The following is a 12,695-nucleotide window of genomic DNA, read 5'->3' as shown; positions in this document are numbered from 1 at the left end:
TTTTTTATCCTTTGGTTTGACATTGTGATTCTTTTGTAGGGTAAGCTCTTGTGCGTGAGTAAGATTGACATTTGAAGCAGATTCTACAAAGTCTTTTGCTTTTGTGCTCGATTCTAAGCTATCAATTTGTGCAAGTTTATTTTTTACATTGTATTTCATTAATATGCCTTTATGAAATTATCTATCGCCTTTTGATTTTTGTGGGCTTTGGTGATGTGTTGGTGTTTACCTGTTTTTGTAAATGTATAAGCTTAAGGCTTACATTTTGACATTCCTCTAAGAATTTACTTAATGGGCTAGAATTTGCCTCTTTTTGCGCAGTATGTAGGCAAGATAAATATGTTGCCCTTTGTGTATTTTCAATAAGTGGAGGAATCAAATTATTTTGAATACATTGAAAGCTCATCAATAATCGTCCGCTCCTGCCATTGCCATCAGCAAATGGGTGTATTTTCTCATAAAGGGCGTGAAATTCGGCTATCTTTGCCAAATCCAAATCATTACTTGGGAATTGATAGAGGAGATTCTCTATATCCTGTGCTATTTTATTTGGTTGGGATAGTTGAGTATCAACGCCTGTGATTTTAGCATAATCCGTTCTGTATGCACCTATTGGTGTTCGCACGAGATGAGGGGTAACCTTATGAGCGTGAGAGAAAATAATATAATGCAAGTCTTTGATAAAAGAGGGATTAAGCAAAATACTTTTATCGTTTGCCTCTCGTATTATCACATCGTAAGCATCTGCAAAACCTAAGATAATTAAATGCTCATCAAGGGGTTTATTATTAGCAGTTTTACCGCTCTCAAGTAGGCTTTTTGTCTCGCCATAGCTTAAAGATATACCCTCTATGGCGTTGCTATGGTGAGTAAGGCTTATGCGCAATGTCTTAAAAAGTTCCTCTCTTTGAATGAGTGTGAGCTCATTTAATTTTGTCATCATTTATCCTTAAAGTTATAAAATTGTATCTATCGCCTTTTGATTTTTGTGGGCTTTGGCTTAGATTTATTTGTTGATATTTTCTGCTGTTCTTTATCTAACTTAGAATAGCGGAAATAGCTACTCATTAATGCGTAATTTTGAATAAAAAATGCTTTGGAGGAGCTATACTCACCTTTTTCGTAGTATTCTACAAGGGCAGCTCGATATTGCGCATAGATTTCTTTAGAATCTTGTGTGATAACAAGAGGCATAATATTGTCATTTTTAAGTGAAATAAACTGAAAACTTCTTGCTGTGCGCTTATTACAATCCTCAAAATACTGCAAGTAAGCAATATTATTATGTAAATATAATGCTCTTTCAAAAGGATTCTCAAACTTTTTATACTCCTCAAGCAAAAATGCCATTTCTGTATAAAGTCTTTCGCTTGAAGGTAGAGGCATATATGCACAGCCACTAATAGCATCTATATGTGTTTGCCTCATTGTGCCTAAATTTTTATCTTGAACCAAATCTCTAGCGATAAGAGAGTGGATATTATGTAAAGAATGTCTATCTATTGTGATTTCATCGCTCATAATTTTGTCAAACACATTGCGTAAATTAAGAATCATTATGGCGTCTGTGTGCTTTTTACCCCCTGCTGTGATACCCATTTCAAGCAAACTTAATGTTTCAGCCTTTGTATAGGTATTCCCCTCAATTTGCGCTGAAGTATAGATAAAATCAAAACCAAACTTTTCATTAAGGCTTTTAGATTCTAAAAAATATTCAAGTGCCATATCTTTTTGTAGCGAATCTAAATAATCTAACTCATTTGCGCTAAATATGGGCTTTTTCTCCAAAAATTCAGGATTGTATTCAATCATCATTTATCCTTAAAGTTATAAAATTGCAAAACTTATACCTTAGGCTATCTCTGTGCTTGAGGCTACTTGTAATATCTCGTCTTTGATATTTAAAAACTCTATTTGGGCTTTTGTATCATTATATTCATTAATACCTAAGCCCTCACTAATAGCTCTTTTGTATGAGATTCTATCATAAAGAATAGATTGAAGTAAATACAAATGCTCATAGCTTTGCTGTGCTTCTTTAATTGCGTTACATAAGTCTTGTAGCTCTTTATGCAAAAGCACAAACAATTTTACTCTTTAGAATCTATGCCATTTATAATCGTACATCTAAAAGCTTTTATGTCTCAATTCTACTTGCCTAATCCTCGTGAGTTATTGCTTTTTGCTCATTGACTGCTTGAATGGCTAAGTCGCTTAATGTCTTTGCAAGCTCACGGCGTTCATGCACTACGCCATATACGCCATTAGCTTTCATTTGGGATTCAATGGCGCTACTCTTTGTTTTGAGTATGACTTTACACATAGGCGCGATAGATATAATGTTATGGTAGAGGTGCTGCACCACCTCAATCGAATCTATGGCAATAATCACTGCCGCACATTTTTTTATGCCTAAAAATTCAAGCATACTTCTATGTGTTACATCGCCATATATAATATGCTCGTCTTTTTTTATACCCTTTTCGACTTTGGCGTGATTTTTATCCACAGCGATATAGCTTACCTCGCACCCTTTGAAATATTCTAAAATCTTGACGCCAAGCTCACCATATCCACATACAATGATATGCCCCTCAAGCTCCTCTCCTTCCTCTTTGGTTTCGTGTGTTTGCTCATTTTTGTGAGTTTGTTTATTTTTGCGGAATAGATTCAAAGGGCGCATATAGCGCAAGAAAAAGTCTGTTACTTTATCTAATCTATCAAGTATAAAAGGCGTGGCAATCATAGAGAAAATTACCATTAGCGTGAGGAATTGATAAATTTCTTCAGGTGTAATTGCGGCAAAAAATGCTTCGCCAAAAATGAGTTTCAAAATCCCACCATCAAGGGTGAGATTTAAAATCTTATATTGACTTGCAAGGAGGAAAATAGCAAAAGAAAATTCCCCGATTTGCGCGAGAGACAATGCTATACGCATACCAATTCTCTGCCCTTGAAAAAAGAATAAAAACAAATACATAAGGAGTGTTTTTGCGCCCATCATCAAAGCCACAAGCAAAATCACCACGATAAAATGTTTAAGCAAAAATATAATATCCACTTGCATTCCCACGGTGATAAAAAATACGCCAAGGAGTATGTCGCGGAAATGCACAAGGACAGAGGCGACTTGGTATTTATATGGGGTATTTGATATAATCATACCAGCCAAAAACGCGCCAAGCGTGAGTGAAAAGCCAAAGACTTTACTTATATACGCTGAACCTAGCACAACAAGAAACACTGCTCCCACAAAAATTTCATCAGTTTTCATAGTGGCAGAAAAGCGCAAGGCTATTTTTGCAATAAATCGCCCCGGTAGCACGAGCACGGCTAAGAGAATGAGCGCGGAAAAGAGGGTTGTGAGAATAAGCACCCATAGATTGGAATCTTTGTCGCTCAAAAGCTTAATCATAAGCAAAATAGGGATAACCGCAATGTCTTGAAAGATAAGAATCCCTACTGCCGCCTTGCCATAGGGCGTTTTCGCTTGATTGCTTTCGTTGAGGAATTTTAGCACAATGGCAGTTGAGGAGAGGCTTACCGCACTTGCTACGATAATAGAGGTATCAAAATTGAATCCTAAGAAAAAATAGAACGCCACAAAGAAAAACGCCACAGAAAGCCCGATTTGTAGCCCACCAAACACGAGCACATCTTGTTTCATCGCACTAAGGGTTTTGAAGCTAAAATCTAGCCCAATCATAAACATCAAAAATACAATGCCAAGTTCAGCTATGTCGTTTATGCTCTCTGAATCTTCAAGCCGAAAGCCAAAAATATATGTCGTTAGCACACCTGTGATGATATAACCAATTATTGTTGGAATCTTCAATCGATTGAGGATTACTCCAAATACGACAGCCATTCCCAACACACATAAAATAATCAAATACGGGTCGATAGTACACCTCACATAAAAATAAAGTGACAGATTCTATTTGGTATAATATTGCATATTGCAAAAAAAGTTCATATTCTATCTCAAAGATGCTTAAGATATGTCAAATTTGTGTGTATTTATAGTAAGGTTAAAGTAATGGAAGGCGGTGTTTACATATTTGTGGGTATTATATTTTTAGTCCTAAGCGCGATGAAATGCTATGTGTATCTGCGCTTTTTACGGCACAATAGATTTATTCATAGGTATATTTCACTTGGTTTTCTCATTGTTTTGGCAATAGGGGAGGTTTTGCCTTGGCAATACTTTCTTGTTGGTTCTTGTGTAGTGCTTGATTATACACTTTTTATCGCGTGTGTATGTGTGGATATTGCAAGATTCTGTTTTAATCTTGCGCGGAAAATTGTCGCGAAAAAGAGACGGGTGGAAGTTTTGGAATCTAGCGCGCAAAGTTTGCAAAGCACGCCTTTAAACACAGCAGATTCTAAAATTTCTAAGGCGCAAGAGAGATTATCTTATGAATCTTCACAATTTTTATCATCTCTTAGCACATCTCCCATTATAGAATCTCCTTGCCCCGCGCCATATCCATCTATGTGTTCTCAACCTATTTCTGCCCCTCGCCGTGCATTTTTGCACATCATTGTTGATGTAATGGTGGGTATTTTGTTTGTGTGTTTTAGCATAATAGGCTTTGTCAGTGCCCTAAGTGTGCCACCTGTGAAACGCGTATCTGTGCGCCTCCCTAAGCTCAAAAGGGCTTTGCGTGTGGCGATGATTACTGATGTGCATATTGGTAAAACTTTGAAGGGTGCATTTCTAGCAAAAGTTGTAGAGAGGATTAATGCCCTTGATGCTGATTTTGTCGTCATTGTGGGTGATTTGGTCGATGATAAGATTCATAAAATTAAAGATGATTTAGAGCCATTGCGAGAACTCAAAAGTCGGCAAGGTGTGTATTATGTCGCGGGAAATCACGAGTATTATCACGGATTAGACCCTATTCTTGCTCATCTTAAAACGCTCAATGTGCGTATTTTGCATAATACACATATCGAGCTAGATGAACTCAATCTCGCAGGGGTGAGTGATTTGGCGGGATTGCGTTTTAACTATTTGCCACCAGATATAGAATCTGCCAAAAAGGATTTGAATCTACTTAAGCCGAGTGTGCTTCTCGCGCATCAGCCTAAATTTGTGCGCTCAAATGATGTAAGCGAGTTTGATTTGGTTTTATGCGGACATACACACGCCGGGCAGGTCTTTCCACTCTCATTTTTCGTATGGCTCGATCAAAAATACATACACGGGTTATATAATGTGCCTTCAAAAATGCCAAAAAATTTGCCAACACAGCTTTATGTAAGCAGTGGCGTTGGTTTTTGGGGTCCCGCAGTGCGCTTTCTGGCACAGAATGAAATCGTGCTTTTAGAATTAGAGGGCGTATAGGATTTGGCAAACAGATTCTATTGCCAAATCTAAAAGCCTTAAATATTTGTTTGATTCTAGGATTTGTCAAAACGAACGCATTTTTATGAGAATCTAGAATCTTTGTGTCTAAAGATTCTAAGGCATTGAGCCACAAAAGTAATGAAAAATTTTAACTTTAAAGAGGCTTTGAAAGCTTAAAATAGGGATTTACACGATTTATCAAAAGTTTTTCATAAATTGTGTTTTGTTTGTAAAAAAGTGCTAAAAATTCTTTTTTATTTGTCGCCCTGCAAAATTATGTAGCACATAAGCATTTTAAGGAGAAATGATGATAAGTTTAGAAAGTCTCAAAGCTGCCTATCCAGAAGCCCTCAAGTATCATATTGGTGGCAAGGTGGGGATTGTCCCTCGCAAACGATTGCGTTCCATTAATGAATTAGGCTTGGCTTACACTCCTGGCGTGGCTGTGCCTTGCAAACAGATTGAAGCTAATCCTTTAAGCGCATATGACTACACTTCTAAAAGTAATCTTGTGGCGGTTATTAGCAATGGCACAGCTGTGCTTGGACTTGGCGATATTGGCGCAATGGCGAGTAAGCCGGTAATGGAGGGCAAGGCGATTTTGTTTAAGACTTTTGCCGATGTCGATGCTTTTGATATTGAAGTTAATGAGAAAGATGTGGATAAGTTTGTTGCTGTTGTTAAGGCGATTGCACCGACTTTTGGGGGCATTAATTTGGAGGATATTAAGGCTCCAGAATGCTTTGAGATTGAAAGGCGACTTATCGAGGAGCTTGATATACCGGTAATGCACGATGACCAGCACGGCACAGCGATTATTTCTACTGCAGCAATTATGAATGCCTTACATCTTGTGGGCAAGGAGGCAAAGGATATTAAGGTAGTCGTGTGTGGTGCGGGAGCGGCGGCTATGGCGTGTGCGAAGATGTATCTTGCACTTGGTGTAAAAAATCTTGTGATGTTTGATTCTAAAGGGGCGATTAGTGCGGATAGGACGGATTTAAATGAGTTGAAAAAGGCGTTTGTATGCAAGGAGAAGTATCACTCTATAAAAGACGCGCTCAATGGTGCAGATGTGTTGCTCGGGCTATCAAAGGGTGATTTGCTTACAGGAGATGATATTAAGGGAATGAACGAATCTCCTCTTATTTTTGCTCTAAGCAATCCAACACCAGAGATTATGCCAGATGTCGCTAAAAAGGCGCGACCCGATGCGATAGTAGCCACAGGACGAAGCGACTTCCCAAATCAAGTGAATAATGTGCTTGGATTTCCTTATATCTTTAAAGGTGCGCTTAGGGTGCGTGCGAGTAAGATTAATGAAGAGATGAAGTTTGCTGCGGCAAAGGCGATAGCCGAGCTTGCGCGTGAGCCAATTACTGACAAGCTAGAACAGCTTTTGCAGCATAAGGTAAGCTTTGGCAAGGAGTATATTATCCCTTCGGCATTTGATGAGCGACTGATTGATGTCGTCTCAAATGCAGTTGCAGAGGCGGCGATAAAAAGTGGCGTGGCGAGGGTGTAGCAAGGGTAGTTTTATCTTAAAAGGCTTTATGCACTAAAGCGAGGGCATAAAGTTTTACTGCATAGATTCTAAGGCAATGAGTTCTTTTATAAAAGTAGAATCTATTAAAGAGGAGCAAACAAGAGTATTGTTCGTATCAAATTGCTTTTGCAAATCATAAGGTAAAGAATTTATATCTATGCCTTACAATAACATTTTTAAAATTATCTGCTAGTAACATCTTACTCCTTGTTCTATGGCAAATTTGGTAATTCTTGTTCTAAAAGATTAAGGGCATTTTGTGTGCGTATTTCAAAGGTATCATAGTAATCTTGCATTTGCTTTTGTGTGAGTTTGTGTTCTTGTGCTGTATATCGTGCCAAATCGTCAAAAATTTGCATATAAAGATTGCAAGTAGCTTCAAACTCCAAACCATCAAGGCGATGACATACATTGATAACATCTTGCAAGTAGTAAGCCACTTCAAAGCCTAGCACATTATGCAAGGCTTGTATATTTTCGGTGCTTAAAAAAGCAATGATTTTATAATGCAGAATAGAATCTAGTGAATGTATATCAGTGTTTATATGTTTTTTTGTTATAAGCTCTGCAACCTTAGTTCTAAGACTATGTATTGCTGCATAATAACAACTCTGCTCTTCACGATAAACCTTATTGCCATTTTGTGAATCTTGCAGGTTTGTGCTATATGCGTGTTGTAGCTTTTTGCATTCCTCCTGCGTCAAACTATTTAGGGAATCAAGTTTAGCTACATTGATAAGATTTTCTAATACAGAATCTAATGACTGAATAGTTTGTGTTATAGATTTTATGCTTCGCATACCCTGATTGTTTGATATGCCCAAAGCATAACATACAATACCACATAGCAACAAGCCTAAAACTTTCATTCCCTTATTTCCTTTTTGCTTCTCTCTCCATTTGCTTTCTCGCTCCGCCTTAATCTCCCCACCCTTAACTACTGATCCATTAGAATCTATGACTACTTCTACTCCACCAGCTTTAATAATAACACAATCTCCCTTAGCAGTAATAGAAGTGTCTCCTACTTGGTGAAGGATAGTGTTATCTGTATTGACACTATAATTAGTTTGAATCTCACTATATTTAGAAATTGCGGTTTCTGTATTCAAAGCGGATATACTCGATAATTTCTATTTTATCGCCGAGTTCTTTGCCCTTTGATTCTATACTCGCAATGCGGCGCACAACGATGTTCCCGCCGATTTTGGTATGCTGCTTACAAAAAATAATGTAGAATCCTGTCTCTCTTTATTAAGCGCACAGATTAAAAACTATCGCATACAATCTAAATAAATTAAAAATTAACCCCTTTAACTTTAGCATTTGTTATGAGCCCTCCCATAACAACCCCAAAAGGTATAACTAGAGGCGCACCCCAAACATATATAGGCATACGAATAGAGAGCATAAGACTATCTTGAGATGGGTAATGCGAAGTGTAATCTGTGCGATGTGTGAGTGCAAGATATATCGGTGAGCTTGGCAAAATCAAAATACCCTTATCAAAATACGCTCCATTTATCGCACTATCCCTATATCCACCACCTACATATAAACTCAGAATCTGCCACCCACGAATATTAAAAAATGTAGGATGCCAATAACCCTCAACCCCAAACCGATGAGAAGTTTGCTCATTAAAGCCATATTCATAGCGAAATTTTGCTCCAAAAAATTGAGGAAATCTTTGCCCAACACCACCAAAAGAAAGTGTGCCAAAGTCAAAGGCAATATGCTTTTGTGAGAGTTGCTCTAAGCTGTTATGAGCAAGGGGAGATTCATTGAATACAAACCCATATTCAGTGCCAAGCACATTCATTATTATGCTAAAATGCGATATATCTCCGCCAAATGTTGGTTGTTCTCCCAGCTCTTTATCATAATAAAAAGTCTTAGAATAAGTAATCCTCTCATCAGAAGCAAAATCCCAAAAGCTATATCCATAGGCATTTACTACAAACAAAATACCTAAACCAAATCGTAAGATATAATTTATGCTTAATCTCCTATTGCATTTGTGCAGCAACTTCTGCGGCAAAATCCTCTACTTTTTTCTCAATACCCTCGCCTAATTCAAAGCGGATATACTCGACAATCTCTATTTCATCGCTGAGTTCTTTGCCCTTAGATTCTAAAACTTGAGCAATTGTTTTCTTATCGTCCATTACATAAAATTGCCCCAAAAGTGTCATTCTTTGGTCGAGCAATGTGCTATCAGCGACAAATCGCTCCATTTGTCCGGGTAGAATCTTATCCCAAATCTGCTCTGGTTTCCCTTGAGCTTTCAAGTCCTCTCGTAATTTTTGCTCTTGCGCTTTAAGCACAGATTCGCTAAGTTCGTTGCGGCTGATGTATTGTGGAATCTTATGAAGAGGTTTGCCAAGCCTTTTAAGCTCCTCATTTTCTTTCTGCAATTCGGCAATGATAGCAACCTTTTCTTTTTGGATAAAGTCATTATCAAGCTCTGTATAGCTTAAAACTTGAGGTTTCATCGCTGCTGCGTGCATACAGATATTTTTCGCAAGTTCTACACAAGCAGCCTTTGAAGATTCTTTGCTATATTTCATTGCGATAAGCACACCTACGCGTCCATTTGAATGCACATAACCATTAACGATGCCGTTGCCCTTTGATTCTATACTCGCAATGCGGCGCACAACGATGTTTTCACCAATTTTTGCAATGTTTTGTTGCAAATATTCCTCAAACTTCGTGTTACCAACATTCATCGAGTGAAGCTCTCGGGTGCAAGAGAGAGAGTTTTCATAAACGATTTTTGCGGTATTTGCCACAAGCTCTTTAAAGGTATCGTTTTTAGCTACAAAGTCTGTCTCGGAGTTGATTTCAATAATACTTGCCTTGCTAAAATCACTTGCTACCTCTACACTCACAATACCTTCGCTTGCTACTCTATCAGCCTTTTTAGCAGCTTTGCTTAAGCCTTTTTCACGGAGATATTCTACCGCTTTATCAATATCGCCATTGGTTTCTACAAGTGCCTTTTTGCAGTCCATCATACCTGCGTCTGTCATTTCTCGGAGTTGTTTCACAAGCTGTGCTGGAATATCTGCCATATTATGCCTCCTCTTGCATTTGTGTAGCAACTTCAGCAGTTACTTCATCAAGAATCTCTTGCTTTTCTTCATTAGTGACTGGAGCAATTTGCTCTCCTTGCTCATTCTGCTCATCTTTATTTTCAGATCGTCCCTCTAAAATTGCCTCACTAATCTCCTTACAGAAAAGTTGAATAGAGCGGATAGCATCATCATTTCCCGGAATTGGATAATCCACCATATCAGGGTCGCAGTTTGTATCAAGCGGTGCGACTACGGGAATACCAAGTCTTCGTGCTTCGGCTACTGCGATTTTTTCTTTCACTGTGTCAATCACAAACACCATATCAGGGGCTTTTTTCATATGGCGCACACCACCGAGATATTTATTGAGCTTTTCTTTTTTGCGCTGCAACATTAGCTTTTCTTTTTTAGTCAGCAAGTCAATTTGTCCGCTATTTTCCATTTCTTCGATGATTTCAAGCTTACGCACAGATTTTTTAATTGTGCTGAAGTTTGTGAGCATTCCGCCTAGCCAACGATAATTGACATAGGGTGCATTCACAGATTCTGCGTATTGTTTGAGTGTTTCACTCGCTTGTTTTTTTGTGCCTACAAACATAATTACTTTGCCTTCACTCGCGGCTTCTTTAACGATATTATAAGTGAAGCGGAAGTATCGCAAAGTCTTTTGCAAGTCAATAATGTGGATATTCTTTCTCACGCCAAAAATGAATCTTTGCATTTTTGGATTCCAGCGGCGCGTTTGATGCCCAAAATGCACACCGCACTCGAGTAGGTCTTTCATTGTTGCCATAGTGTCTCCTTGTAGTTATGTGGTTTATCCTCCATACCCATTAACAACCCCAGACTAAGTAATTTCAGGGGTTTGCAACCTAAAAAGGATTGGTATGTGTGAATTTGAATGATAAATGCTCAAATCCTTGAGCCAACAAGGGTTTGGAGCATTTTGCAAACAAAGGGTGCGATTGTATCTTTTCTTTACTAAAGTTTTGCTTATGCGTGAAATTTGCTGAAGTCTTCGCACCTACTCATAAAAACTGCCAAACAAAATGGAATCTTGCCTACTCAAAAATCACTTATCATTTTTATGTTTCTTAATAGAATCTTTAGTGCTTTATTTGTTTAAGCTCTCACAAATATAATAAAACTTAAGCCCTAAAAAGCTACAATATGCCTCTTGTTTTATTATTTCACATTTTTAAAGAGGCGGATACAATGGCAAAAAAACTGCATACTTTTATGGGAGATACCCCAGCCCAAGCTCTCAAAAAAGCGCAAGATACTTTTGGAGGCGATGTTTTGCTTGTGGAAAATAAAGAGATACGCAAAAAATCGCTCACACAGCCAGGTTTGTATGAGATTGTCATTGCTGTTGATGGTGATGTGCAGCCTGCCACACCAATTGAATCTAGTCCAGCGACCTTTCAACAAGATGCAAAGCAAGAGGAAGTGCTGTCTGCGCCAAATAGCGTGCAAAAAAGGCTTGATGAGATTGCGGACAAAAAAATAAAAAAGCGCAAAGAAGCCCAAAAGCCTAGAATCTACGATGAGGTAACGCTCCAGCTTTCTGATGCGGTGAAGCAGATTTCAAAAATTGCAAATGTTCCAAGCAATATGCCCGAAAATCCACAGATTCAGCCCGCAACTCGTCCTTTCCCAAGTGCCACTCCTGCGCCAAAATCTCAAGCTAAGGCATTTGCGCCAACTATGATAAGTCAAAGTATTGATGAACGTGCTAATGAGAAGATTCAGGATTTGCAACAAACGCGCTTAGAGCAGCACCTCAATGATAAAATGGAACTTAAAAGCATAAAAGCCGAGCTAAATGAGCTAAATGATAAATTAAAAATTATTCAAAATATGCTGTGGGACGAGAAAAGCCCTAAAAATGAGGGGCTCAATATCCCACAAGAGTTTGCTGAAATTTATAGAATTGCAAAAACGAGTGGTATGAAAAGGGAGCATTTGGATACAATAATGCAGCTTTCTTTGGAGCTTATGCCTCTAAAAATGCGCTCAAATTCTACGACAATCAAACGTTATTTTCGTGAGGTTTTGCGTAAGATGATTTATTGTCGGGGTGAGAATCTACAAAATAATGCAAAGAAAATTCTAATGCTTGTAGGACCCACAGGTGTGGGCAAGACAACGACTTTAGCAAAACTTGCCGCGCGATACTCTTTAATGCTTAATGCACGCTATCGTGTGGGTGTGATCACGCTTGATACCTATCGTTTGGCGGCAGTAGATCAGCTGATGGCGTATGCGCGTATGATGAAGCTAAGCATTGACACGGTGGTAGAGCCTGAGGAGTTTGGTAAAGCCATAGATTCACTTAAGCATTGTGATTATATCCTTATCGACACAGCGGGGCATTCACAGCACGACCACAAAAAACTACAAACGCTTAAAACCTATCTCAATAGCGACTATAAGATTGATATAAATTTAGTCTTGTCAGTAAATACCAAATACGAGGATTTGCGCGATACCTATAATGCTTTTAGTGAGCTTGACATTGACACGCTTATTTTTAGCAAACTTGATGAAAGTCGTTATTTTGGGAATATTTTCTCACTCGTGTATGAGACAAAAAAACCCATTTCCTATCTCTCAATCGGGCAGGGAGTACCTAATGATTTAGTTTTAGCAAGTAATGACTATTTGGTGGATTGTCTGCTTGATGGATTTAGGCGACCAGAACCAAGATAGCCAT

At 38.3% G+C, this 12,695-nt stretch carries 11 protein-coding genes; 3 read left to right on the top strand and 8 right to left on the bottom strand.

Annotation, left to right across the window (positions count from 1 at the left end; translation table 11 throughout):
- Nucleotides 1-181: 181 nt before the first annotated feature.
- From LS67_RS08270 to LS67_RS08255, 4 genes are all read right to left on the bottom strand, one after another.
- Nucleotides 182-940 (bottom strand): Fic family protein, encoded by a 759-nt coding sequence (locus tag LS67_RS08270; protein ID WP_052099949.1) that lies wholly within the window; start codon nt 938-940, stop codon nt 182-184.
- Nucleotides 941-969: 29 nt separating this feature from the next.
- The gene (locus LS67_RS08265; RefSeq protein WP_052099947.1) at nt 970-1,812 is read right to left on the bottom strand and encodes a Fic family protein; all 843 of its coding nucleotides are present in this window, start codon (nt 1,810-1,812) and stop codon (nt 970-972) included.
- Between the two features lie 39 nt (nt 1,813-1,851).
- Nucleotides 1,852-2,088, bottom strand: a complete 237-nt coding sequence (locus LS67_RS08260; RefSeq protein ID WP_034343755.1) for a hypothetical protein — start codon at nt 2,086-2,088, stop codon at nt 1,852-1,854.
- A gap of 70 nt (nt 2,089-2,158) precedes the next feature.
- Nucleotides 2,159-3,868 carry a cation:proton antiporter domain-containing protein gene (locus LS67_RS08255; protein WP_034328050.1) on the bottom strand — a complete coding sequence of 570 codons (1,710 nt, stop codon included), beginning with the start codon at nt 3,866-3,868 and terminating at the stop codon, nt 2,159-2,161.
- Nucleotides 3,869-4,039: 171 nt separating this feature from the next.
- Here LS67_RS08255 and LS67_RS08250 point away from each other — a divergent pair, with 171 nt between their 5' ends.
- A complete protein-coding gene (locus LS67_RS08250) occupies nt 4,040-5,350 on the top strand; it encodes a metallophosphoesterase (protein ID WP_034328044.1) in 1,311 nt (436 codons plus the stop codon).
- 310 nt (nt 5,351-5,660) lie between these two features.
- On the top strand, nt 5,661-6,878 hold the full coding sequence (locus LS67_RS08245) for a malic enzyme-like NAD(P)-binding protein (protein WP_034328042.1): 1,218 nt from the start codon (nt 5,661-5,663) through the stop codon (nt 6,876-6,878).
- Nucleotides 6,879-7,111: 233 nt separating this feature from the next.
- Here LS67_RS08245 and LS67_RS08240 read toward each other — a convergent pair whose 3' ends face one another.
- The 4 genes from LS67_RS08240 to rpsB form a co-directional block, all read right to left on the bottom strand.
- On the bottom strand, nt 7,112-8,011 hold the full coding sequence (locus LS67_RS08240; RefSeq protein WP_236096377.1) for a hypothetical protein: 900 nt from the start codon (nt 8,009-8,011) through the stop codon (nt 7,112-7,114).
- 185 nt (nt 8,012-8,196) lie between these two features.
- A complete protein-coding gene (locus LS67_RS08230) occupies nt 8,197-8,940 on the bottom strand; it encodes a hypothetical protein (protein WP_161594489.1) in 744 nt (247 codons plus the stop codon).
- Nucleotides 8,909-9,976, bottom strand: a complete 1,068-nt coding sequence (gene tsf / locus LS67_RS08225; protein ID WP_034328041.1) for a translation elongation factor Ts — start codon at nt 9,974-9,976, stop codon at nt 8,909-8,911. The genes LS67_RS08230 and tsf overlap by 32 nt, the downstream gene beginning before the upstream one ends.
- 1 nt (nt 9,977) lies before the next feature.
- Nucleotides 9,978-10,772 carry a 30S ribosomal protein S2 gene (gene rpsB / locus LS67_RS08220; protein ID WP_034328040.1) on the bottom strand — a complete coding sequence of 265 codons (795 nt, stop codon included), beginning with the start codon at nt 10,770-10,772 and terminating at the stop codon, nt 9,978-9,980.
- Between the two features lie 422 nt (nt 10,773-11,194).
- Here rpsB and flhF point away from each other — a divergent pair, with 422 nt between their 5' ends.
- Nucleotides 11,195-12,691 carry a flagellar biosynthesis protein FlhF gene (flhF, locus tag LS67_RS08215; RefSeq protein WP_034328039.1) on the top strand — a complete coding sequence of 499 codons (1,497 nt, stop codon included), beginning with the start codon at nt 11,195-11,197 and terminating at the stop codon, nt 12,689-12,691.
- Nucleotides 12,692-12,695 lie beyond the last annotated feature (4 nt).

Origin of the sequence: Helicobacter sp. MIT 03-1616 (assembly GCF_000765685.2) — a bacterium.
In the GTDB taxonomy this organism is placed as follows: Bacteria; Campylobacterota; Campylobacteria; order Campylobacterales; family Helicobacteraceae; genus Helicobacter_C; species Helicobacter_C typhlonius.
This window is presented reverse-complemented; position numbering and strand designations above follow the sequence as displayed.